22 protein-coding genes are annotated in these 23,404 nt (G+C 71.7%); 18 read left to right on the top strand and 4 right to left on the bottom strand.

What is annotated here, in order from left to right:
- The first annotated feature begins 17 nt into the window (after window positions 1–17).
- On the top strand, window positions 18–836 hold the full coding sequence (gene prcA / locus D6270_RS05315) for a proteasome subunit alpha (protein WP_109166501.1): 819 nt from the start codon (window positions 18–20) through the stop codon (window positions 834–836).
- Between the two features lie 5 nt (window positions 837–841).
- On the opposite strand, the gene D6270_RS05310 is transcribed toward prcA, so the two are convergent.
- Window positions 842–1,918, bottom strand: coding sequence for a LacI family DNA-binding transcriptional regulator (locus D6270_RS05310; RefSeq protein WP_109166502.1), 1,077 nt, complete (start codon window positions 1,916–1,918; stop codon window positions 842–844).
- A 130-nt stretch (window positions 1,919–2,048) separates the two neighbouring features.
- Here D6270_RS05310 and D6270_RS05305 point away from each other — a divergent pair, with 130 nt between their 5' ends.
- The 12 genes from D6270_RS05305 to D6270_RS05250 all read left to right on the top strand — a co-directional run bounded on the left by D6270_RS05305 (window position 2,049) and on the right by D6270_RS05250 (window position 14,248).
- Entirely contained in the window at window positions 2,049–3,308 is a 1,260-nt protein-coding gene (locus D6270_RS05305) for an MFS transporter (RefSeq protein ID WP_109166503.1), read from the top strand.
- Between the two features lie 9 nt (window positions 3,309–3,317).
- Window positions 3,318–4,679: a Pup--protein ligase gene (pafA, locus tag D6270_RS05300; RefSeq protein WP_026242080.1), complete on the top strand. Its 1,362-nt coding sequence runs from the start codon at window positions 3,318–3,320 to the stop codon at window positions 4,677–4,679.
- A gap of 130 nt (window positions 4,680–4,809) precedes the next feature.
- Window positions 4,810–5,748 (top strand): FKBP-type peptidyl-prolyl cis-trans isomerase, encoded by a 939-nt coding sequence (locus D6270_RS05295; protein WP_109166504.1) that lies wholly within the window; start codon window positions 4,810–4,812, stop codon window positions 5,746–5,748.
- Between the two features lie 64 nt (window positions 5,749–5,812).
- Entirely contained in the window at window positions 5,813–6,184 is a 372-nt protein-coding gene (locus tag D6270_RS05290; protein ID WP_109166505.1) for an FKBP-type peptidyl-prolyl cis-trans isomerase, read from the top strand.
- Window positions 6,185–6,325: 141 nt separating this feature from the next.
- Window positions 6,326–7,279 (top strand): helix-turn-helix transcriptional regulator, encoded by a 954-nt coding sequence (locus D6270_RS05285; RefSeq protein ID WP_109166506.1) that lies wholly within the window; start codon window positions 6,326–6,328, stop codon window positions 7,277–7,279.
- A gap of 12 nt (window positions 7,280–7,291) precedes the next feature.
- Window positions 7,292–8,245 carry a helix-turn-helix transcriptional regulator gene (locus D6270_RS05280; RefSeq protein ID WP_030570235.1) on the top strand — a complete coding sequence of 318 codons (954 nt, stop codon included), beginning with the start codon at window positions 7,292–7,294 and terminating at the stop codon, window positions 8,243–8,245.
- 119 nt (window positions 8,246–8,364) lie between these two features.
- Window positions 8,365–8,676 carry a hypothetical protein gene (locus tag D6270_RS05275; protein WP_204117229.1) on the top strand — a complete coding sequence of 104 codons (312 nt, stop codon included), beginning with the start codon at window positions 8,365–8,367 and terminating at the stop codon, window positions 8,674–8,676.
- Window positions 8,677–8,707: 31 nt separating this feature from the next.
- A complete protein-coding gene (locus tag D6270_RS05270; RefSeq protein WP_109166507.1) occupies window positions 8,708–8,905 on the top strand; it encodes a hypothetical protein in 198 nt (65 codons plus the stop codon).
- A 217-nt stretch (window positions 8,906–9,122) separates the two neighbouring features.
- Window positions 9,123–9,419: a Sec-independent protein translocase subunit TatA gene (gene tatA / locus D6270_RS05265; RefSeq protein WP_109166508.1), complete on the top strand. Its 297-nt coding sequence runs from the start codon at window positions 9,123–9,125 to the stop codon at window positions 9,417–9,419.
- A gap of 49 nt (window positions 9,420–9,468) precedes the next feature.
- Window positions 9,469–10,434: a twin-arginine translocase subunit TatC gene (tatC, locus tag D6270_RS05260; protein ID WP_109166509.1), complete on the top strand. Its 966-nt coding sequence runs from the start codon at window positions 9,469–9,471 to the stop codon at window positions 10,432–10,434.
- 19 nt (window positions 10,435–10,453) lie between these two features.
- Window positions 10,454–11,362, top strand: coding sequence for a diacylglycerol kinase (locus tag D6270_RS05255; RefSeq protein WP_109166510.1), 909 nt, complete (start codon window positions 10,454–10,456; stop codon window positions 11,360–11,362).
- A gap of 45 nt (window positions 11,363–11,407) precedes the next feature.
- Window positions 11,408–14,248 carry a DEAD/DEAH box helicase gene (locus tag D6270_RS05250; protein ID WP_109166511.1) on the top strand — a complete coding sequence of 947 codons (2,841 nt, stop codon included), beginning with the start codon at window positions 11,408–11,410 and terminating at the stop codon, window positions 14,246–14,248.
- Window positions 14,249–14,391: 143 nt separating this feature from the next.
- On the opposite strand, the gene D6270_RS05240 is transcribed toward D6270_RS05250, so the two are convergent.
- Both D6270_RS05240 and D6270_RS05235 read right to left on the bottom strand, forming a co-directional pair.
- Window positions 14,392–14,841, bottom strand: a complete 450-nt coding sequence (locus tag D6270_RS05240) for an SPW repeat protein (protein ID WP_109166513.1) — start codon at window positions 14,839–14,841, stop codon at window positions 14,392–14,394.
- A gap of 251 nt (window positions 14,842–15,092) precedes the next feature.
- Entirely contained in the window at window positions 15,093–15,740 is a 648-nt protein-coding gene (locus tag D6270_RS05235; RefSeq protein WP_109166514.1) for a fasciclin domain-containing protein, read from the bottom strand.
- Between the two features lie 668 nt (window positions 15,741–16,408).
- Between D6270_RS05235 and D6270_RS05230 the strand changes: the two genes are divergently transcribed.
- The 5 genes from D6270_RS05230 (at window position 16,409) to D6270_RS05210 (ending at window position 21,987) form a co-directional block, all read left to right on the top strand.
- A complete protein-coding gene (locus D6270_RS05230; RefSeq protein ID WP_109166515.1) occupies window positions 16,409–17,683 on the top strand; it encodes an NAD(P)/FAD-dependent oxidoreductase in 1,275 nt (424 codons plus the stop codon).
- Window positions 17,680–18,414 (top strand): DUF1365 domain-containing protein, encoded by a 735-nt coding sequence (locus D6270_RS05225; RefSeq protein WP_109166516.1) that lies wholly within the window; start codon window positions 17,680–17,682, stop codon window positions 18,412–18,414. The genes D6270_RS05230 and D6270_RS05225 overlap by 4 nt, the downstream gene beginning before the upstream one ends.
- 137 nt (window positions 18,415–18,551) lie before the next feature.
- Window positions 18,552–19,832, top strand: coding sequence for an SAM-dependent methyltransferase (locus D6270_RS05220; protein ID WP_109167580.1), 1,281 nt, complete (start codon window positions 18,552–18,554; stop codon window positions 19,830–19,832).
- Window positions 19,829–21,187, top strand: a complete 1,359-nt coding sequence (locus tag D6270_RS05215) for a class I SAM-dependent methyltransferase (protein ID WP_109166517.1) — start codon at window positions 19,829–19,831, stop codon at window positions 21,185–21,187. The genes D6270_RS05220 and D6270_RS05215 overlap by 4 nt, the downstream gene beginning before the upstream one ends.
- The gene (locus D6270_RS05210; RefSeq protein WP_109166518.1) at window positions 21,184–21,987 is read left to right on the top strand and encodes a DUF1295 domain-containing protein; all 804 of its coding nucleotides are present in this window, start codon (window positions 21,184–21,186) and stop codon (window positions 21,985–21,987) included. The genes D6270_RS05215 and D6270_RS05210 overlap by 4 nt, the downstream gene beginning before the upstream one ends.
- 46 nt (window positions 21,988–22,033) lie before the next feature.
- On the opposite strand, the gene D6270_RS05205 is transcribed toward D6270_RS05210, so the two are convergent.
- A complete protein-coding gene (locus D6270_RS05205) occupies window positions 22,034–23,386 on the bottom strand; it encodes a cryptochrome/photolyase family protein (protein ID WP_109166519.1) in 1,353 nt (450 codons plus the stop codon).
- Window positions 23,387–23,404 lie beyond the last annotated feature (18 nt).

Genomic DNA, 23,404 nt, shown 5'->3' with positions numbered 1-23,404 from the left:
AAAGGGACGGATAGCCGGTGTCGACGCCGTTCTATGTCTCACCCCAGCAGGCCATGGCCGACCGGGCGGAATACGCCCGCAAGGGCATCGCCCGTGGTCGCAGCCTCGTTGTGCTGCAGTATGCCGACGGCATTGTGTTCGTCGGCGAGAACCCGTCCCGCGCGCTGCACAAGTTCAGCGAGATCTATGACCGGATCGGCTTCGCGGCCGCCGGCAAGTACAACGAGTACGAGAACCTCCGCATCGGCGGTGTGCGCTACGCGGACCTGCGCGGATACACCTACGACCGTGACGATGTGACAGCCCGCGGGCTGGCCAACGTCTACGCCCAGACGCTCGGCACCATCTTCTCCAGCGCGGCCGAGAAGCCGTACGAGGTGGAGCTGGTCGTCGCCGAGGTCGGCACCGCCCCTGAGGGTGACCAGATCTACCGGCTGCCGCACGACGGTTCGATCGTGGACGAGCACGGCTCGGTCGCGGTCGGCGGCAACGCCGAGCAGATCAGCGGCTTCCTGGACCAGCGCCACCGCGACGGCATGACCCTCGCCGAGGCGCTCAAGCTGGCCGTCCAGGCGCTCTCCCGCGAGCCGGGCGGCGGGGAGCGGGAGATCCCCGCCGAGCGCCTCGAAGTCGCGGTGCTGGACCGTACGCGGCCCCAGCAGCGCAAGTTCAAGCGGATCGTCGGCCGCCAGCTGACCCGGCTCCTCGACGCGGAAGCGGCGGGCGCCACCCCGACGGACGCCCCGTCCGACACCGAGGAGACCGACACCCCCGACTCCACGGAGACCGGCACCGGTACGGACACCGGCACCGCCCCCGGCTCCACCGAGGAGTAGTCGGCTCACACATGACGGATGCCCCCGGGCTCGGCCCGGGGGCATCCGTCATGCCCGGGAGGGGGCGGCGGTGCCGTGGAGCCCCGTACGACCAGCCGCACCGGCAGGCTGTCCGTCTCGGCAGGGCGGCCGTCCAGCACCGCGAGCAGCGCCGCCATACCGCGCTCCCCGACCTGCTCGGCGGGCAGCTGCACCGTGGTCAGCTCCGGTTCGACGGCGGTGGCCAGCGCCAGGTCGTCGAAGCCGGTGACCGAGAGGTCGTCCGGGACGCGCAGCCCGAGCCGGCGGGCCGCCTTGCAGGCCCCGGCCGCCAGGATGTCGTCGTCGCAGACGACCGCCGTGGGTCGCTCCCCGGTGACGGCCAGGGCCTGTTCGGCGGCCTCGCGCCCGGCCCGTACGTCGAGGGGGGCCCGTACCGTACGCACCGTGGCGCCCGGGACCGCGCCCACCGCCTCCCGTACCGCCTGCGCCCGGACCGCGAACGTCCAGGTGTCCACGGCGGACGCCAGATGGACGAAGCGGCGGTGGCCGAGGCCCAGCAGATGCTCCGTCAGCTGCCGCATGCCGTCGGCGATGTCCAGGTTCACATGGGCCGCCGCATCCGTCCCCGCCGGGTCGCTGTCCAGCATCACCAGCGGCAGGTCCGCCCCGTGCAGCGCGCCGAGCGCGTCGGAGGCCATGGAGGAGGCGATCACCCCGTCCAGGGCGGCGCGGGCCGAGGCGAACGGGTCCCGGGCCGGCCCGGTGCCGTCCGGGGAGGGGTAGAGCACCACGCCGAAGTCGTGCTCGGCGGCCACGGCGGCGGCCCCGGTGTAGACCCGGGCGAAGAACTCGTTGGTGAGCGCCGGGACCACCAGCAGCGCGGTCCTGGTGCGGCCGAGCCGCAGATTGCGGGCGGCCAGATTGGGCCGGTAGCCGAGCTCCGCCGCACGGTCCCGGACCCGCTGGGCCGTGGCCTCGGACACCCGGCCCGGCCACTTCTCCCCGAGCACGAGCGAGACCGTCGCCTGCGAGACGCCCGCCGCACGGGCCACGTCGCGGCTGGTGGGCCGGGGCGGGACGGGCTGCTGGGGGTCGGTCACTCGGGCCTCCGTGCGGGGTTTCCGTGGTGCCGCGAGGTGGACCCGCGGACTGCGGACATGGTACGTATGAGCCTCGACGTTATACGTAAAACCTCGGGTGGCGGCAGCCGTCCGGCGGAAAGGGGCGCAGATGGCCGCGGGGTATCTGGACATCCTCCGGGCGCGGCATGCCGCCCGGCTGCTGACGGGCACCCTGGTGGGGCGGCTGCCCAACGGCACCGCCCACATCGCGATCGTGCTCTTCACCCGCGCCGAGGGCGGCAGCTACACCCTGGCCGGCGCCCTCGCCGCCGCCTACGGGCTCGCCACCGCCGTCGGGCAGCCGCTGCTCGGCCGGGCCGTCGACCTGTACGGGCAGCCGCGCGTCCAGCTCCCCGCCGCCGTGCTCTCCGCCCTCGGCATGGCCCTGCTGGCGTTCGTGGGCCTCGGCTCGCTCCCGCTGGCGTACGCCGCCGTCATCGTCGCCGGAGTCGCCACACCGCCCCTGGAGGGCGGGCTGCGGGCCCTGTGGCCCAGCGTGCTGAAGCGCGAGGACCAGGTGCACCGGGCATACGCGATGGACGCCGTGGCGCAGGAGATCATGTTCACCGTGGGGCCGCTCCTGGTGACACTCCTCGTCTCGCTCTGGTCCCCGGCCGCCGCTCTGCTCGTCATCAACGCCATCGGCGTCCTGGGCGCGTTGTCGGTCGTCCTCTCGGAGCCCTCCCGCACCTGGCGCTCCGCACCCCGCGAGGCGCACTGGCTCGGCGCCCTGCGCTCGCCCGGACTCCTAGCCCTGCTCGGGGCGTTCTTCTTCGTCGGTCTCGCGCTCGGCTCCATCACGGTGGCCGGTGTGGCCTACGCCGACGACCACGGCCGCGAGTCGGTGTACGGCTGGCTGATGGCCGCGCTCGGCCTCGGCGCCCTCATCGGTGGCCTCGGCTACGGGGCACGGCAGTGGGCCGGTGCGCCCGAGCGGCGGCTCCGCGTCATCGTCGGCCTCCTGGCCCTCGGCTACCTGCCGCTGACGCTCACCCCCTCGGTCCCCGTCATGACCGCCCTCGCCGCCCTCGCCGGAGTCTTCCTGGCCCCCGCCATCGCCTGCTCGTTCATCGTGGTGGACCGGCACGCCCCGCGCGGCACGGTGACCGAGGCGTTCTCCTGGCTCGTCACCACCTTCGGCGTCGGCGCGGCAGCCGGAACGGCCGTCGCGGGACCCGCCGTCGAGATCGGCTCCACCGCCTGGAGCTTCGGCGTGGCGGGGGTCGGCGGAGTCCTCGCCCTGGTGGTCCTGCTGGCCACGGGGAAGGTCCTCGCAGCTCCCGTACGCGACCCCGCCGTCGTGACCGGATCGGAAAATGATCGAAACGGTGCTGTCAAACCCGGTTTCAGCACCGGCCGTAAGGCGTAATGTTCAGTCATGGACCGCCGCATTTTCGGGCTGGAGAACGAGTACGGCGTCACGTGCACGTTCAGGGGACAGCGCCGACTGTCACCTGACGAAGTGGCGCGCTACCTCTTCCGCCGTGTTGTGTCATGGGGCCGCAGCAGCAATGTCTTTCTGCGGAACGGCGCCCGCCTCTACCTCGACGTGGGATCGCATCCGGAATATGCAACCCCCGAATGCGACAACGTGACCGAGCTGGTCACGCACGACAAGGCCGGCGAGCGCATTCTCGAAGGCCTGCTCGTCGACGCCGAACGCCGCCTGCACGAGGAGGGAATCGCGGGCGACGTCTATCTCTTCAAGAACAACACCGACTCGGCGGGAAACTCCTACGGGTGCCACGAGAACTACCTCGTCGCCCGGCACGGAGAATTCTCCCGGCTCGCGGACATCCTCATCCCCTTCCTCGTCACCCGGCAGCTCATCTGCGGGGCGGGCAAGGTGCTCCAGACGCCGCGCGGAGCCGTCTACTGCGTCAGCCAGCGTGCCGAGCACATCTGGGAGGGCGTCAGCTCCGCGACCACCCGCTCCCGGCCGATCATCAACACCCGTGACGAACCCCACGCCGACGCCGAGCGGTACCGCCGCCTCCACGTCATCGTCGGAGACTCGAACATGTCCGAGACGACCATGCTGCTCAAGGTCGGCGCCACCGACCTGGTGCTCCGCATGATCGAGGCGGGCACGGTGATGCGCGATCTGACCCTGGAGAACCCGATCCGGGCCATCCGCGAGGTCAGCCACGACCTCACCGGCCGGCGCAAGGTGCGCCTGGCCAGCGGCCGCGAGGCCTCGGCCATCGAGGTCCAGCGGGAGTACTACGAGAAGGCCGTGGACTTCGTCGAGCGCCGGGGCATCCGCACCGGCACCGTCGACCAGGTCCTGGAGCTGTGGGGCCGCACCCTCGACGCCATCGAGGCCGAGGACCTCGACCGGATCGACACCGAGATCGACTGGGTCATGAAGTACAAGCTCATCGAGCGGTACCGCGCCAAGCACAACATGACCATGTCGAACCCGCGGGTCGCCCAGATAGACCTCGCCTACCACGACATCCACCGTCGCCGCGGTCTCTTCTACCTCCTGGAGCGGAAGGGCCAGACCGCCCGCATCTGCAACGACCTGAAGATCTTCGAGGGCAAGTCGGTGCCCCCGCAGACCACCCGGGCGAGGCTGCGCGGCGACTTCATCCGCCGGGCCCAGGAGCAGCGCCGGGACTTCACCGTCGACTGGGTCCACCTCAAGCTCAACGACCAGGCGCAGCGCACGGTGCTCTGCAAGGACCCGTTCCGCTCCGTCGACGAGCGCGTGGAGAAGCTGATCGCGGGCATGTGACAGGCCCTGGGGGCGCACCTCTCGGCCGGCCGTCGTGCGACAGGGCCCCGTACGTTCCTCGTACGGGGCCCTCTCCACGGCCTAGAGTGGTCGGACTCAACCACAGTGCCCCCTGAGATCTGAGGAACCAGTGCGCCGAATTGCCGGCCTTCTCGTCGCCCCCCTCCTGCTGCTGTCGGCAGTGGCCTGCGGCAGCGACGACAAGGCCTCCGACTCCGCCTCGTCCAAGAACGGCGTGCCCGCGATCACCGCAGGCGCGAAGTTCGGCGAGAAGCCCACCCTCTCCAAGGGCAAGGGAGACCCGCCCAAGGAGCTGAAGACCGAGGTCATCAGCGAGGGCGACGGTGCGAAGCTCAAGAACGGCGACGCGATCCAGGTCAACTACCTCGGTCAGTCGTGGGACTCCGACAAGCCGTTCGACAACAGCTTCGACCGCAAGCAGCCCTTCGACCTGACGCTCGGCGCGGGCATGGTCATCCAGGGCTGGGACAAGGGCCTCGTCGGCCAGAAGGTCGGCAGCCGCGTCCAGCTCGTCATCCCGCCGGAGCTCGGCTACGGCGAGCAGGGCCAGGGAGACATCAAGCCGAACGCCACCCTCGGCTTCGTCGTCGACATCGTGAAGGCGACCCAGATCCCGGCCTCCGCCAAGGGCAAGGAGGTCGCCCAGGACAACATCGACCTGCCCAAGGTCGGGACCAACGACGACGGCAAGGCGCCGAAGGTCACCATCCCCAAGAGCGACCCGCCGAAGAAGCTGGCCTCCAACTACATCCTGGAGTCCGACGGTGAGGTCATCAAGGAGACCGACAGCGTCGTCGTGAACTACGTGGGTCTGATCTGGAAGGATGCCAAGGAGTTCGACTCCACCTACGCCCAGGGCAAGACCCAGACCTTCCCGCTGGCCCAGGTCACCCTCAAGGGACTCAAGGAGGGCCTGATCGGCAAGAAGGTCGGCAGCCGCGTGCTGCTCGTGATCCCGCCGGACCAGGCCTTCGGCGACCAGCAGCAGCAGGCCATTCCGAAGAACTCCACGCTGGTCTTCGCCGTGGACGTCCTGGCCAAGATGTAACGCCCGCTGACCAGGGTGCAAGACTGTCCCGGTTGTCCAGTTCATCATTTAGAGGAGCAGTTCAGTGAGCATCGAGAAGCCCGAGATCGACTTCCCGGGTGGCGAGCCGCCGGCCGACCTGGAGATCAAGGACATCTGGGAGGGCGACGGCCCCGTCGCCAAGGCCGGGGACAAGGTCAAGGTCCACTACGTGGGCGTGGCCTTCTCCACCGGTGAGGAGTTCGACGCCTCCTGGAACCGCGGCGCGCCGCTGGCCTTCCAGCTCGGTGTCGGCCAGGTCATCTCCGGCTGGGACCAGGGCGTGCAGGGCATGAAGGTCGGCGGCCGCCGCCAGCTGACCATCCCCGCACACCTCGCGTACGGCGACCGCGGCGCGGGCAGCGCGATCGCCCCGGGCGAGACGCTGATCTTCGTCTGCGACCTGGTCTCGGTCTGATCCGTTCCGGACCCGCGTGAGTGAGGGCCCCCGCCATACCGGTGGGGGCCCTCACCGCTGCCCGGTGCACCATCCCGCTTTGGTCCCGACACCCCGGGGCGGTACGGTCGACGGTCGTAGAGCACAAGAGAAAGGGCGTCGATGGCGATTGCCAAGGCCGAGCGGTTGATGAACCTCGCGCTGTGCCTGCTGGGGACCCGGCGCCCGCTCAGCAAGCGCGAGCTGCGCGGCTCCATCGAGGCGTACCTCGAAGCGGGCTCCGACGACTCCTTCAACCGGATGTTCGAGCGCGACAAGGATGATCTGCGCGAGCTCGGCCTCGTCATCGAGACCGTCGAGAACCTCGACGGCGACACCGGCTATCTGGCCCGCCGGGACAGCAACCGGCTGCCCCCCATCACCCTGGACGCCGAGGAGGCCGCCGCCCTCGGCCTCGCCGCCAAGGTCTGGCAGCAGGCCCGCCTCGCCGGGGCCGCCAGCGGCGCCCTCCAGAAGCTCCGCGCGGCCGGTATGCCCGAGGCCGAGGACGCGTACGAGGTGCACAGCGCCCTCGAACCCCGTATCCCCGTCCACGAGGCAGCCTTCGAGCCCCTGATGCTCGCCTGCCGCGACCGCCGCCCGGTCACCTTCGACTACCGCAAGGCCAACTCCGCCGCCCCCGTCCAGCGCCAGGTCGAACCCTGGACCCTCGAATGCTGGCGCGGCCACTGGTACCTCGCGGGCTGGGACCGGGGCCGTGGCGCCGAGCGCGTCTTCAGGCTCTCCCGCATCACCGGCAAGGTCCGCTCCCGCGCCGGGACGTTCACCGCCGAGGTGCCCGACGTCGTCACCGTCCGCGAGACCGTCGAGAGCTGGGCCGGCGAGACCGCCACCCGGACCGCCCGGATCAGGCTCCGCGCCGGATCCGGCTACCCGCTGCGGGCGCGGGCGATATCGGTCCATGAGCGCGGCGACGGCTGGGACGAGCTGGAGATCCCGTACGGACACGGGCTCGACGCCTGGCTCGTCGAGTTCGGGCCGGACGTCGTCGTGGAGGAACCCGCCGATCTGCGGGCCGATGTGGTGGACCGGCTCCGAGCCGTGGCCAAGGACTAGGGGACCGAGACGATGGCCACGAACGCGATCGACCAGACCCGCCGGATGCTCTCCCTGGTGACGTACCTCCGCGAGCGCCCCGGCGCCCACGTCCAGGACGTGGCCCGGGCCTTCGGGATCACCGAGGACGAGCTGATCTCGGACCTCGACGTGCTCCCCATGTGCGGGACCAGCTTCCGGGGCGGCGACCTCCTCGACATCGACACCGACGGCGACCGGATCTGGTGGCACAACCCGGACGACGTCGCCGAACCGCTCCGGCTCGCTGCCGACGAGGCCACCGCCCTCCTCGTCGCCGCCCGCGCGGTGGCGACCCTGCCCGGACTGCGCGAGAGCGACCGGGAGGCCCTGCTCCGGGCCACGGCCAAGCTGGAGACGGCGGCGGGGGAGTCCGGCGCGGCCAGCTCCCGGCTCTCGGTGACCTTCGAGGCGGAGGGCGGTGTCTTCGCCGACGTCGACCGGGCCATCTCCGAGCGCCGACGCCTCTGGCTGCGCTACTACTCGCCCGCGCGCGACGAACTCACCGAGCGCGAGGTCGACCCCATCCGGCTCTTCGCCGTCGGCCACACCTATATGGAGGGCTGGTGCCGGCTCTCCGAGGCCCGCCGGACCTTCCGGCTGGACCGGGTCGCCGAGATCCGCCTCCTCGACGCCCCCGCAGCCCCGCCGGAGCTGGAGCTGCGGGACCTCTCCGAAGGGCTGGTCCAGCCCGCGGCAGAGGACCCCGAGGTCGTCATCGAGGTCGGCACCGGCGGCCGCTGGGTCGCCGAGTACTACCCGCACGATTCCGCCGAGGAACTCCCCGACGGCGGCCTGCGCATCACCCTGCGCACTCCCGACCCGGCGTCGCTGCGCCGTCTCGCCCTGCGCCTCGGCGGTGAGGGCCGCATCGTCTCCCCGCCGGAGCTCGCCGAGAGCGCCCGGACGGCGGCCCGTGAGGCGCTCGCCGCCTACGACACGGTCTGACCGGGCCCGGAGCGGAGAACGAGATGCACCCGACGTACCTCATGCCCGTCACCCCGGCCGGAACCGCCACCCGCACGGAACCGGCCGCGATGGCCAACGGCCGCACCGGACCGGCCGCGATGACCGACAGCCGTGGCGGACCGGCCGCCACATCCACCGGCGTGGCCACCGCCCGTACCGGGCCGGTCCCGGTCCCGGTCCCCGTGGCCGCCGCCGTGCGGTTCAGAGCCGCCTGCCCCGACTGCCGTGGGCGCTTCGAGCTGGCGGCGGGTGCGCTGCGGCTGGCGATCGGCGCCAGCCGCCGTACGACCTTCTACACCTTCACCTGCCCGGGGTGCGCCGCGCAGGTCCGCAAGCCCGCCGGGGAGCGCATCATCGAACTGCTCACCGGCGGCGGCGTACGGACCCTGCGCCTGCACGCCATCCCGTAGTCCCCGCGCCCGTAGGAAGAGGCACCGCCGCATGTTCTGGCCCATGCTCGCCATCGCCCTGGGATTCCTGGGGGTCGCCGTCCTCGGCGTCCTCGCCATCAAGGTCTTCGTCGAGGCGCAGCGCCTCGGCCGACAGGTCACCACCACCACCGAGCGGATCAACCAGGCGTCGGAGGACCTCGAACGGGCCGCCATCCGTCTCGCGGCCACCGGCGACAGCCTGCGATAACGGGTCTGCGGCCTGATGTTCGACGGCACCGAGGGGTACGCTGCAGGGGACGGCCCCGGCAGGGAGGTGCGGGCCGCAAGCCGCAGTACGCACGGGCATTGCCTCGCGTTCACCCCTGCGGGTTACGATCGCTGCCAAGCGCAACGATCGGACGCATGCCCGGTCGAACGGGTAGCGAGCCCATCCTCCAGCCGCCTCAGTGAGAAGGAAGTCGCACATGATCGGCAATCTGAAGCCCCTCGAGATCGTTCTGATCATCGCCGTCATCCTGCTGCTCTTCGGTGCCAAGAAGCTTCCCGACATGGCGCGTTCGCTCGGCAAGTCGGCCCGCATCCTCAAGAGCGAGGCCAAGGCGATGAAGAAGGACGACGCGGCGACCGCCACGCCGACGACGGAGACCGTGGCGGACCCGGCCCCCCCGCAGCCCACCACCGCGCGCACCATCCAGGCCTCTCCGGGGGACGTCACCAGCTCCCGCCCGGTCAACGAGACCAACCCCACCACCCAGAGCTGACCGCTGACGCGCTCCGCCGACAGCCGCCGCACGAGACGAGGGAAGTGGGTTGCTCAAGTCTGCCCGCAAGCAGGAGAAGGACGACGAGGGGCGGATGCCTCTCCTCGATCACCTGCGTGAGCTGCGTAACCGGCTGCTGAAGGCCGTGCTGGCGATCGTGATCGCCTTCATCGGAGCCGCCTTCTTCCACAAGGAGATCTTCGAGTTCCTGATGAAGCCGATCCTCGACTCGGTCGGCTGCAAGAACGGCATGGACACGATGGTCAACGGCCGCCCCTGCGCGGAGATGACCACCAACGGCCTGCTGTCGCCTTTCACCATCGCGCTGAAGGTCTCCCTGATGTCGGGTGTCCTCCTCGCCACGCCTGTCTGGCTGTACCAGCTCTGGGCTTTCGTCGCCCCCGGGCTCCACCAGAAGGAGAAGCGGTACTCCCTGGGCTTCGTAGCGGCAGGCGTCCCGCTGTTCGCTGCCGGTGCCTACCTCGCGTACGCGATCCTGCCGCAGACGGCCGAGATCATGCTCGGCTTCACCCCCGCCAACGTGACGAACCTGCTGCCGCTCGACGACTTCCTCGACCTGATCACCCGCATGGTGATCGTTTTCGGTCTCGCTTTCGAGCTGCCGCTGCTGCTCGTCGCCCTCAACATGACCGGAGTCCTCTCCGGTTCCCGCATGTTGCGCTGGTGGCGCGGGATGATCGTCGGCCTGACCATCTTCGCCGCCTTCGCCACCCCCGGCGGCGAGCCCATCTCGATGCTCCTGCTGGCCGGCCCTCTCTCGCTCCTCTACTTCATCGCCGTGGGCTTCTCCCTGCTGAACGACAAGCGCCGCAAGCGCAACAGCCCCGACGCCGAGCTCAGCGACGACGAGGCCTCCGAGCTGGATCTGACCCCCGAGCCGGTCGGCGGGATCGAGCCCGTGGCGGCCCCGCGCAGGGCGCTGCCGGAGCAGGCTTCGGGCGAGTCGGACGGCTCCCGTTCGCACCGGCTCAACGGTTACGACGACATCACCTGACCTTGTAGGGTCCCGAAGGGTGACCAGCGAGATCACCCTCTTCGTCAATCCCACCGCAGGACGCGGCCGGGGCGCGCGCGCCGCGCAGCCGGCCGCTTCCGCGATGCGGGACGCGGGATTCTCCGTCCGTACGGTCCTCGGCGAGGACGCGGACGACGCCCTGCGCCGGGCCCGCGAGGCCGTGGCGGCGGGGACCGGGGCGCTGATAGCCGTGGGCGGGGACGGGCTGATGTCCCTCGCCCTCCAAGCCGTCGCGGGGACGAGTACGCCGCTGGGCGTCGTCGCCGTCGGCACCGGCAACGACTTCGCCCGCGCGCTGGGCCTGCCGATCCGCGACCCGGCCGCCGCCGGAGCGCTGGCGGCCCGGGCGCTCAAGGAGAGCGGCCACCGGGACATCGACCTCGGACGCGTCGGGGAGCGCTGGTTCGGCTCCGTCCTCGCCTCCGGCTTCGACTCCCGGGTCAACGACCGGGGCAACCGGATGCGCTTCGTCGGCGGCCGGTTCACATACGACCTCGCCATCCTCGCGGAGCTGGCCGCCTTCGCCCCGATCCCGTACCGGATCCGGCTGGACGGGGGAGAGGCCCGCGAGATCGAGGCCACGCTCATCGCGGTCGGCAACGGCACCACGTACGGCGGAGGCATGCGGATCTGTGCCGGGGCGGAGATGGACGACGGCCTCTTCGACGTGACCGTGGTGGGGAAGTGCTCCCGCGCCACCCTCCTCAGGGTGTTTCCGAAGGTCTACCAGGGCACCCATCTGAGCCACCCCGCCGTCTCCGTGCACCGGGTCTCCTCGATCGAGCTGGCGGCGGCCGGTGTCACGGCGTACGCGGACGGTGAACCGCTGGGCGCGCTGCCGCTCACGGCGACCTGCGTGCCCGGTGCCGTACGGGTGCTGGCAGGGCGGAAGGCCGAGGGGATTTAAAGATCCGGCTGACTGTCAGGGGTGACGGGTAGGCTCGTACGCAAGATGACAGAGGACCTCTCACCAGCTGAGCGATACCAGGCATCCCGCGCCCGTGCGGCCGAGATGGCGACGGCACTCGGGCCCTTCCGGGAGATGTACGAGTTCGGACTGGACCCGTTCCAGATCGAGGCGTGCCAGGCCCTTGAGGCGGGCAAGGGGGTGCTGGTCGCGGCCCCGACGGGGTCGGGCAAGACGATCGTCGGCGAGTTCGCCGTGCACCTGGCCCTGGAGCAGGGCCGCAAGTGCTTCTACACCACGCCGATCAAGGCGCTCTCCAACCAGAAGTTCGCCGATCTGGTCAAGCGGTACGGCGCGGACAAGGTCGGCCTGCTGACCGGCGACAACAGTGTCAACTCCGAGGCGCCGGTGGTCGTGATGACCACCGAGGTCCTGCGGAACATGCTGTACGCGGGGTCGCAGTCGCTCTCCGGCCTCGGCTATGTGGTCATGGACGAGGTGCACTACCTCTCCGACCGCTTCCGGGGCGCGGTGTGGGAGGAAGTGATCATCCACCTGCCGGAGTCGGTGACTCTGGTGTCCCTGTCGGCGACCGTGTCCAACGCCGAGGAGTTCGGCGACTGGCTGGACACCGTGCGCGGCTCCACCGAGGTGATCGTCTCCGAGCACCGGCCCGTGCCGCTCTGGCAGCACGTCATGGCCGGACGCAAGATGTACGACCTCTTCGAGGAGGCCACCGACCACGGCGGCCGGGGCGCCGGACGCCGCGAGGTCAACCCGGACCTGGTCCGGCTCGCCCGTACGGAGAACCAGAACGGCTACAACCCCCGCGACCGCCGCCGGGGCAAGATGGTCCGCGAGGCCGACCGCGAGCGCGAGCGGCGCCAGCGCAGCCGGATCTGGACGCCCGGACGGCCCGAGGTCATCGAGCGGCTGGACAACGAGGGGCTGCTCCCGGCCATCACCTTCATCTTCAGCCGGGCCGGCTGCGAGGCCGCCGTCCAGCAGTGCATGTACGCGGGGCTCCGGCTCAACGACGAGGACAAGCGCCGCCTGGTGCGCGAGATCGTCGAGGAGCGGACGGCCTCCATCCCCGGCGAGGACCTGCACGTCCTGGGGTACTACGAGTGGCTCGAAGGGCTGGAGCGGGGCATCGCCGCGCACCACGCGGGCATGCTGCCGACCTTCAAGGAGGTCGTCGAGGAGCTGTTCGTACGAGGGCTGGTCAAGGCCGTCTTCGCCACCGAGACCCTGGCGCTCGGCATCAACATGCCCGCGCGCTCCGTGGTCCTGGAGAAGCTCGTCAAGTGGAACGGTGAGCAGCACGCCGACATCACCCCCGGCGAGTACACCCAGCTCACCGGCCGGGCCGGGCGGCGCGGCATCGACGTCGAGGGCCACGCGGTGGTCCTGTGGCAGCGCGGCATGGACCCGACGGCGCTGGCCGGGCTCGCGGGGACGCGGACGTATCCACTGCGCTCCAGCTTCCGCCCGTCGTACAACATGGCGGTCAACCTGGTGCAGCAGTTCGGGCGGCACAGGTCGCGGGAGCTGTTGGAGACCTCGTTCGCCCAGTTCCAGGCGGACAAGTCCGTCGTCGGGATCTCGCGGCAGGTGCAGCGCAACGAGGAGGGGCTGGAGGGCTACAAGGAGGGCATGACCTGCCACCTCGGCGACTTCGAGGAGTACGCGCGGCTCCGCCGCGACCTCAAGGACCGGGAGACGGAGCTCGCCAAGCAGGGCGCGGCGCAGCGGCGGGCGGCGGCGGCCTCCTCGCTGGAGAAGCTGAAGCCGGGCGACGTCATCCACGTACCGACCGGGAAGTTCGCCGGTCTGGCCCTGGTGCTGGATCCCGGTCTGCCCGCCGGGCGGGCCAACGGGCACCGCGGGTTCGACCACCACGACGGGCCGCGACCGCTGGTGCTGACCGCCGAGCGGCAGGTCAAGCGGCTGGCCTCGATGGACTTCCCGGTGCCGGTGGAGGCGCTGGACCGGATGCGGGTCCCGAAGTCGTTCAACCCGCGCTCGCCGCAGTCACGGCGCGATCTGGCCTCCGCGCTGCGGACGAAGGCCGGGCACATCGTGCCCGACCGGCACCGCAGGGGGCGGGCTCCGGCTGCCGACGACCGCGAGATCGCCCGGCTGCGGACCGAGCTGCGCGCCCACCCGTGCCACGGGTGCGACGAGCGCGAGGACCATGCGCGGTGGGCCGAGCGGTACCACCGGTTGCAGCGGGACACGCGGCAGCTGGAGCAGCGGATCGAGGGTCGGACGAACACGATCGCCCGGACCTTCGACCGGATCGTCGCGCTCCTGACCGAGCTGGACTACCTCCGGGGTAACGAGGTCACGGAGAACGGGCGGCGGCTGGCCCGGCTGTACGGGGAGCTGGACCTGCTCGCCAGCGAGTGTCTGCGGGAGGGGGTCTGGGAAGGGCTCAACCCCGCTGAACTGGCTGCCTGTGTCTCGGCGCTGGTCTACGAGGCACGGCAGGCGGACGACGCGGTGGCGCCCAAACTGCCGTCCGGGCCCGCCAAGGTCGCCATGGGCGAGATGGTGCGGATCTGGGGGCGGCTGGACGCGCTGGAGGAGGACTTCAAGATCAACCAGACGGAAGGGGTCGGGCAGCGCGAGCCCGATCTCGGCTTCGCCTGGGCGGTCTACATGTGGGCCTCAGGCCGCACGCTGGACGAGGTGCTGCGCGAGGCGGAGATGCCCGCGGGCGACTTCGTACGGTGGTGCAAGCAGGTGATCGACGTGCTGGGGCAGGTGGCCGCGGCGGCTCCTCGGGAGGGGAGTGCGGGGGCGAGCTCTGTGGCGCGTAATGCGCGGAAGGCGGTTGACGGGGTGTTGCGGGGGGTTGTGGCGTACAGCTCTGTGGGCTGACATGGGGTGCCGCGGGAGCAGCGGGGCGGGGCGGTGGGTCGTCTGCGGCGGGCCTCTTCCCCCACCGTCCCCTTCCCGAGACCGGTACGCTGCCCCTGACCCCGCTCCTCAAGCTCCGGAGGGGCTGAGAACGGCGGGGGCCGTCACGTGTTGCGGCTTCTCATCGCGGCTCCGGCGCAGACCAGGCCCAACAGCACCGTCAGTCCGCCGACGATGATGTTGTTGACCACGATCCCGGTGTCCGGGCTGCTCCCGACCACCCAGGTCGACACGATGACCCACGCACCGATCGCGCACATCGCCCAGCTCAGGCCGTACATCCGCTCGGGCATCACGGTGAAGCCCAGGGCCAGGACGGCGATGGCGATACCCATCACGAGGTTGTGCGTCACCAGGGCGGGCTGGCTGGCCGTGAAGTGGAGCACCCACGGGGAGACGGCGCAGTAGAGGCCGACGAGGAACACCGGCGCGTCCACCAGGGCCACATCGCGGCCGCCCATCATCCTGTCGTACCGTGCGCGCATTTCGGAGGCGTCGGGGTGGCCTGACAGGTCACCCCTGACGTGGCTCCTGGCGTCTGAGACGTTGCTCATGAGATCTCGTCTCCTTCGGTCCTGCGGGCCCCGACGCCATACGGAGTGTGCGCCAGGCACCCATATGTCCATTCTGCTCTTATTTCCCCCTTATGTGTACCCGGGTGGCGCTCCTGCCCAGATGTCCCGCGAGGGCGGGCGGCTCCGGTGTCGCAGCACCCGCCGAGGAGCATGCCGTGAGGTCAGGGCAGAGCGAAGGGCGGTGGGCCGCCATCCCCTGTGGCCCACCGCCCTGCGTCACACCCCTGCGGTTACTTCGGGGGCATCAGGACCGAGTCGACGATGTACACCGTCGCGTTGGCGGTCTGGACGTTGCCGCAGACGACCTTCGAGCTGTCGTTCACGGTGTACTCGGTGCCCGAACCGGCCGTCGTCAGCTTGCTCTTCTCCAGCGTGTCGAAGGAGCCCTTCTCCAGCTGCTTCGGCGTCAGCTTCTCGCCCACCACGTGGTAGGTGAGGACCTTGGTGAGCTCGGCCTTGTCCGCCAGCAGCGCGTCCAGGTCGGCCTTCGGGATCTTGGCGAACGCGTCGTTGGTGGGCGCGAACACCGTGATGTTCTCGGCGTTGTTGAGCGTGTCGACCAGGCCGGCCTGCTTCACGGCGGCCACCAGTGTCGACAGCGCCGGGTTGTTCGAGGCGGCCGTCGCGACCGGGTCCTTCGCCATGCCGTCGAACGAGCCCGCGCCGTCCTCCGGCACGGACGCACAGCCCGGGCCGAACGGCTTGTCCATGGTCATGGAGTCGTCGGCCGAAGCGCTCTTCGAGGCGGCCGCACTCGGGGTGGAGCCCGCCGCCGAGTCCTTGGAGGAGTCGTCCGAGGAGCAGGCGGTCAGGGCCAGCGGCAGCACGGCTGCGGTGGCCACGGCGACGGCGGTGCGGCGGAAGCGGAGGGTGCTCATGGTGTTTCTCCTGAATCGATGGTCGTGAGGGGGAGGGACTGGAGGGGAGGAGGTGCTCAAGGGAGAGACGGGTGCGGAGGGGCGCGGCGCGGAACCGGCGCCGGCGTTCCGTGGTCCGTCTCCCAGCCGCGGGAGACGGACCCGGTGCCGGAGCCGGTCGTCCGACCAGGAGCCGCCTCGCTCCTGCGGCCGGCCCGGCGTCCCCGACCGATGGCGGCGCACCGCACGAACGGCTCCCCGGCCGTCCGTGCGGCGCTGCCGCCGCCGACCGCACCGCAGACCGGATCCCCCGACGGGGCGGACCGCCGGCCCGCCCCGCCCGCCGCGGTGTCCGGCGCCGGCCGGTACACGTGGGGCGCGGAGGGCGAGGGGGCGGCGGCACACCGGGCTCCGGGCCCGGTGGCCCGGCCGCCGGGCGCGGCCAACTCGGCGCGCGCCGGGCGGGACCGCCGGGACCCGAGGGCCCCGTCCGTCCGCGAGGTGTTCCGATCTGCTCTCACGCAAGGGATTCGGCGCGGGGCTCCCCGCGGATTGGTCCGACGGGTGCATTCACTCGATCGAGGTACTTCCGATCATCGACCAATCCTTCCGGCCACCTGCGACGAATGCAGTTCGAGGAGCGTCTCCGTACTGCTCCGAACAGCGCAGGAGAACCGGAGGGAGCCGGGATGGCACGGGAGCGGCGGCGGACAGCCGTGGTGGGCAGCGGAGTGGCGGGACTGACCGCCGCGCACGTTCTGCGGGGGGCCCACGACGTCACGCTGTACGAGGCGGACGACCGTATCGGCGGCCACGCCCACACGCACGAACTGGGCGCGTCCGACGGCCGGGTGCACCGCGTCGACTCGGGCTTCATCGTGCACAACCGGCGGACCTACCCCCACCTGTTGCGGCTCTTCGACGAACTGGGCGTCGCCACCCAGGAATCGGAGATGTCGATGTCCGTACGGTGCGAGGGGTGCGGCCTGGAGTACGCGGGTGCCCGCGGGCCCGCCGGGCTCTTCGCCCAGCCGCGTTCGGCCCTGCGCGGCCCGTACCTGCGGATGCTCGCCGAGGTGACCCGCTTCCACCGCGCCGCCCGCGCGCTGCTGGAGCTCCCGGAGGGGCCGGCCACCGACATGACGCTGGGGGAGTTCGCCCGGCGCGGCCGCTTCTCCCCGTACTTCCGCGCCCACTTCCTCACCCCCGTGGTCTCCGCCGTCTGGTCCTGCGACCCGGTCACCGCCCTGCGCTACCCGGCCCGCTACCTCTTCGCCTTCCTGTCCCACCACGGCATGCTGACCGTCGGCGACTCCCCGGTCTGGCGGACGGTCACCGGCGGCTCGCGCGCGTACGTGGAGCGCGTCGTCAAGCAGCTCACCGCCGTCCACACCGCGACCCCGGTCCGCGCCATCACCCGCCACGCGGACGGCGTCGACCTCACCACCGAGGACGGGACGACCACGCCGTACGACGCCGTCGTCATCGCCACCCACCCCGACCAGGCGCTCCGGCTGCTGGCCGACCCGACCGACGCCGAACGGGAGACGCTCGGCGCCTTCACGTACTCCCGCAACCCCACGCTCCTGCACACCGACCCCACGCTGCTGCCCCGCAGCCGGGGAGCCAGGGCCTCCTGGAACTACCTGATGCCCTCCTGCGCCGCCGACGCCGACCGGGTCACCGTCAGCTACGACATGAACCGGCTCCAGCGACTCGACGCGCCCGAGACCTTCGTCGTCACGCTGAACGGCTCGGACCGGGTCGACCCCGATGCCGTACGGGCCCGCATGGTCTACGAACACCCCGTCTACACCCCGGAGTCCGTGGCCGCCCAGGCCCGCCTGCCCGCCCTCTCCGGGCCCGTCACCGCCTTCGCGGGGGCGTACCACGGCTGGGGATTCCACGAGGACGGCTGCCGCTCGGGGGTCGAGGCCGCCGCGGCCCTGGGGGTGGAGTGGTGAGCGGCCCCGAGGGTGCCCTGTACCCGTGCACCATCACGCACGTACGGACCCGGCCCGGCAAGTACGCGCTGCGGCACCGGACCTACCTCTGGCTCATCGACCCGGACGCGCCGCCCCGGCTGCCGCGCGCCCTGCGGCCCCTGGCCCGGTTCGAGGCGCGGGACCACTTCGGCGGCACCGCTCCCACCATCCGGGCCGGGCTGAGCCGGTTCCTGGCGGCCCGTGGGGTCGACCTCGCCGACGGAACCGTCACCATGCTCACCCAGGCCCGCGTCCTCGGCCATGTCTTCAACCCGCTCACCGTCTACTGGTGCCGCCGCGCCGACGGCTCCCCGCTCTGCGTCGTGGCCGAGGTGCACAACACCTACGGCGAACGGCACGGCTATCTGCTCCACCCGGACGGGAATGACCGCGCCACGACCGGCAAGGAGTTCTACGTCTCGCCGTTCTTCCCCGTCGACGGCGGGTACCGGATGCGGCTGCCCGAGCCCGGCGACCGGCTGGACCTGAGCGTCCATCTGGAGCGCGACGGCGGCCGCCCGTTCACCGCGACCGTACGGGGCACCCGCCGCCGGGCCACCCCCCGGGCGCTGGCCCGCCTCGCCCTGCGCCACCCCTTCTCCACCCTCGCCGTCTCCCTCGCCATCCGGCTGCACGGCATCCGGCTCTATCTGCGCGGTCTCCCCGTGCAGCCCCGTCCCCAGCACCGCCCACAGGAAGGCATGCAGTGACCGCGCCCACCCATCAGCTGCCGGCAGACCGGACCCCCGACCCGGCAGAACAGACCGCCGATCCCGCGGGACACACCGCCCCCGCACCGGGGCAGGTCCCCGCGCCCAGGGGCCACACCCCCGCACCGGCCGGAGAGCTGAACCCCGCCACCGACCCCGAGCGCTGGCCCGACATCGTCAGCCGGCCGCGCGCCTCCCGCGCCCGTACCGCCGTCGCCCGACGCATCGTCCGCCACGCGCTCGCCCGGCTGCCCCTGCGCGTCCGGCTCGCGGGTGGGCAGGACATCGGCCTCGGCGGGCCGCTGATGGACATCCGCGACCCCGACGCCTTCTTCGGGCGGATCGGCGCGAGCGGGCTCATCGGGTTCGGTGAGTCCTACATGGCCGGTGAGTGGGACGCCCCCGACCTCGTGGCCGTCCTCACCGTCCTCGCCGACAACGCCGCAGAACTGATCCCCGCCCCGCTCCAACGGCTGCGCTCCCTCTGGGCGCTGCGCAAGCCCGAGGCGCAGCTCAACACCCCCGAGGGGTCGCGGGACAACATCAGCCACCACTACGACCTCTCCAACGACCTCTTCGCCCTCTTCCTGGACGAGACGCTCTCCTACTCCTCCGCCGTCTTCCGCGGCTTCCCCGCCGAGCAGGCCCTGCTGCCCGCCGCCCAGCACCGCAAGATCGACCGGCTGCTGGACGCCGCCGGGGTCGGCGAGGGGACCCGGCTCCTGGAGATCGGCACCGGCTGGGGCGAACTCGCCATCCGGGCCGCCGCCCGTGGGGCCCGCGTCACCACCGTCACCCTCTCCGCCGAACAGCGCGAACTGGCCCGTACGCGCATCCTCGAGGCCGGGTTCGAGGACCGGGTCGAGGTCCGGCTCAGCGACTACCGCCAGGTCACCGGCGAGTACGACGCCGTCGTCAGCGTCGAGATGATCGAGGCGGTCGGCGAGGAGTTCTGGCCCGTCTACTTCCGGACCCTGGACCGGCTGCTCGCCCCCGGCGGCCGGGTCGCCCTCCAGGCCATCACGATGCCGGACGACCGGCTGCGCGCCAGCCGCTCCACGTACACCTGGATCCACAAGTACATCTTCCCGGGCGGACTGCTGCCCTCCACCGAGGCGATCGAACGGGTCACCACCGAGCACACCCGCCTGCGGACCGCGCAGCGCATCGGTTACGGCGCGCACTACGCCGAGACGCTGCGCCTGTGGCGCGAACGGTTCACCGAGCGGTCCGCCGAGGTCGACGCCCTCGGCTTCGACGCCGTCTTCCGCCGGATGTGGACCTTCTATCTGGCCTACTCGGAGGCGGGCTTCCGCTCCGGCTACCTCGATGTGCAGCAGCTGCTCCTGACCCGCGACCCCGCCGACCGGACCGCCCACGAACCGGCCGACGGCCCGACCCAGCAGGAGACCCCGTGACCACCACCGCCCCCCGGCCCCCCGCGAAGCCCGCCGCCCGCCGCACCCCCGCCGGCGCCGCCCAACGGCTGGAACCCCTGGCCGAGCGGCTGCTCGGCGGCGGACTGCCGGTCCGGGTGCGGATGTGGGACGGCAGCGAGGCCGGACCCGAGGACGCGCCCACGGTCCACGTACGCTCCCGGCGCGCGCTGCGCCGCCTGCTCTGGGAGCCGGGTGAACTCGGCCTGGCGGAGGCGTATATCACCGGGGAGATCGACCTCGACGAGGATCTCGGCGACGGGCTGCGCGCCATGCGCCGCGCGATCGACGAACGCGGCCTCACCCCGCCCGCGCCCGGCCTCGCCGACCGGCTCAGAGCCGCTGGCACCGCCCTGCGCCTCGGCGCCGTGGGACCCCGCCCGCCGGTGCCCGCGGCCCGGGCCGGGCTGCGCGGGGCGCTGCACAGCAAGGCCCGGGACCGGGCGGCGATCAGCCACCACTACGACCTGTCCAACGCCTTCTACGCGCTGCTCCTCGACGAGACGATGGCGTACTCCTGCGGCTACTGGACCAGCGACGCACCCGGCTACGGCCCCGCCGACGCGCAGCGCGACAAGCTGGAGCTGATCTGCCGCAAGCTCGGACTGCGGCCCGGCGCACGCCTGTTGGACATCGGCTGCGGCTGGGGCTCACTGACCCTCCACGCGGCCCAGCACCATGGTGTCCGGGTCACCGCCGTCACGCTCGCCGCCGAACAGGCCGCGTACGTCCGGGGGCAGGTGGCGGAACGCGGTCTGGAGGAGCTGGTCGAGGTCCTCAACATCGACTACCGCGACATCGCGGAGCGGCCGGAGACCCGGGGCACGTACGACGCCGTCTCCACCGTCGAGATGGGCGAGCACGTCGGCGACGCCGAGTACCCCGCGTTCACCCGTATCCTGCACGACTCCCTGCGCCCCCAGGGCCGGGTGCTGGTCCAGCAGATGTCGCGCGGGGCCAACGCGCCCGGTGGCGGTGCGTTCATCGAGTCGTACATCGCCCCGGACATGCACATGCGGCCGGTCGGGGAGACCGTCGGGCTGCTGGAGGGAGCCGGGCTCGAAGTACGGGACGTGGAAGCGCTGCGCGAGCACTACGTCCTGACCGTGGACGCCTGGCGGCGGACGCTGGAGGAGCGGTGGACGGACTTCACCGACCTGGTGGGGGAGGAGACCGCGCGCGTCTGGCGGCTCTATCTCGTCGGCGGCGCCCTCGCGTTCGAGGAGCGGCGCATGGGCGTCGACCAGATCCTGTGCGTACGGCCTGACCGTGCCGGGAAGGCCGCGATGCCCGCCACACGGCGTGACTGGTACGGGACTTCGGCGGCGGACCGGTGAGCGGCTTCGCCTGGGCCGCGTTCGCGAGCGGGCTCGCGGGCGCGGCCGGCGCCGCCCTCGCCGTCATGCTGGTCACCTTCGCCATCGCGCTGAGAAAGGGCGTCCACCGCATCGTCGACGTGGCCTGGGGCATCGGCTTCGCCGCCGTCGCCCTCGTCTCCTACGGTCTCTCGGCCGGTGAGGGCGACGACGTACGGCGCCTGGTGGTGACCGTCCTGACCGTGGTCTGGGGGCTGCGGCTCGCCGTCCACATCGGACGGCGCGGGCGCGGCCACGGGGAGGACCCGCGCTACGAGAAGATGCTCGCCAAGGCCCCCGGCAACCCCCAGCTCTACGCCCTGCGCAAGGTCTACCTGCTCCAGGGCGCGTTGGTCTGGCTGGTCTCGCTGCCGGTCCAGGCGGCGCAGTATCTGACCGGGCCTCTGGTGTGGTGGGCCTGGGCGGGGGCGGTGCTGTGGGCGGCCGGGCTGGCCTTCGAGGGGATCGGGGACCACCAGCTCGCCCGGTTCAAGGCCGACCCCGCCAACAAGGGGAAGATCATGGACCGGGGCCTGTGGTCGTGGACCCGGCACCCGAACTACTTCGGCGACTTCCTCGTCTGGTGGGGCCTGTTCCTCTTCGTCTGCCAGGCCCCCGCTGCCGCCGCCGCGACGGTCGTCGCCCCGCTGGTGATGACGTTCCTGCTGACCAAGGGCAGCGGGGCGGCCCTGCTGGAGCGCCATATGGCCGACCGCCCGGGCTTCGCCGAGTACCAGGCCCGGACCAGCGGGTTCTTCCCCCGGCCGCCGCGGCGCGGGTGAGACCGGCGGGGCCCGCACACACAGGTGTACGGGCCCCGCCCGTGCCTCAGTCCAGCCCGCGCGCCTTCTCGAACCGGGCCCGCGCCTCGCCCAGGTCCACCACCGGCTCCGGGTAGTCCAGCCCTTCCACCTTCCAGGGCTCGTGAATGGCAGACCCCTTCACCTCCGCCAGCTCCGGCACCCACCGGCGTACGTAGTCGCCGTGCGGGTCGTAGCGCTTGGCCTGGGTCACCGGGTTGAGGACCCGGTTGGGCCGGGTGTCCGTGCCGGTGCCCGCGACCCACTGCCAGTTGAGCTGGTTGTTGGCGATGTCGCCGTCGACCAGCAGCTCCAGGAAGTGCCGGGCGCCCACCCGCCAGTCCACGTACAGCGTCTTGGTGAGGAAGCTCGCGGCGAGCAGCCGGCCCCGGTTGTGCATCCACCCCTCGTGCGCCAGCTGCCGCATCGCCGCGTCCACCACCGGATAACCGGTCTGTCCGGTCTTCCAGGCGGTGATCTCGTCCTCGTCGGAGCGCCAGCTGTCGTGGCGGGGCCGGTAGTCGGACCAGGAGGCGTCGTGGCGGGCGGCCAGGACCTGGTGGTGGAAGTCGCGCCAGGCCAGCTGCCGGACGAACGCCTCACCGCCCGGGCCGCCCTTCTCCTGGGCACGGGTGGCCAGTTCGGCGGCGGAGACCGTACCGAAGTGGAGGTGGGGGGAGAGCCGGGAGGTGGCGTCCCCGGCGAGATCGTCGTGGCCGTCCGCGTAGTCGGCCAGGTCGCCGTTGAGCCAGGACGTCACCAGCTTGCGGCCCGCCTGCTCGCCGCCCTGGGCCAGGCCGGGCGAGACGTCCTTGACGTCGTCCCGGATGGGAAGGGGGTCGGACGAGAGCTCGCCGTCCGGCAGCTGGACCGTGCGGGGTGCGGTCAGTGTGCCCCGTACCCCCGCCGCCTCCCAACGGCGGAAGTACGGGGTGAACACCGCGAAGTGGTCCTTGCCCGTCGGGACCACCCGGCCCGGAGCGAGCGCGGTGACCACCGCGTCATGGATGCGCAGGTCGCAGCCGGTGTCCGCCAGGGCGGTACGGAGCTGCTCCTCACGCCGTGCCGCGTACCCGCTCACGCCGGCGGCCAGGTGCACGGCCCCCGCCCCGGTCTCCTCGACCAGCCGGCGCACTTCCTCGGCCACCGAGCCGGTACGGACGACAAGCCGCCCGCCGCGTCTCCGCAGCCCGTCGTCCAGGTCCGCCAGGCAGTCGGCGAGGAACGCGAGCCGGTTGGGCGCGTCGAAGCCGGTCCGGTGGACGGCGTCGTCCCGGACGAAGAGCGGGACGACCCGGTCCGCGTCCCGCAGGGCGGAACGCAGCACCGGGTTGTCGTGCAGACGCAGATCGGAGGTGAACAGCACCACCGCGACGTTCATGGAACGGTTGCTCCTTGC

The sequence above is a fragment of the Streptomyces griseus subsp. griseus genome (assembly GCF_003610995.1).
Taxonomy (GTDB): domain Bacteria; phylum Actinomycetota; class Actinomycetes; order Streptomycetales; family Streptomycetaceae; genus Streptomyces.
This window is presented reverse-complemented; position numbering and strand designations above follow the sequence as displayed.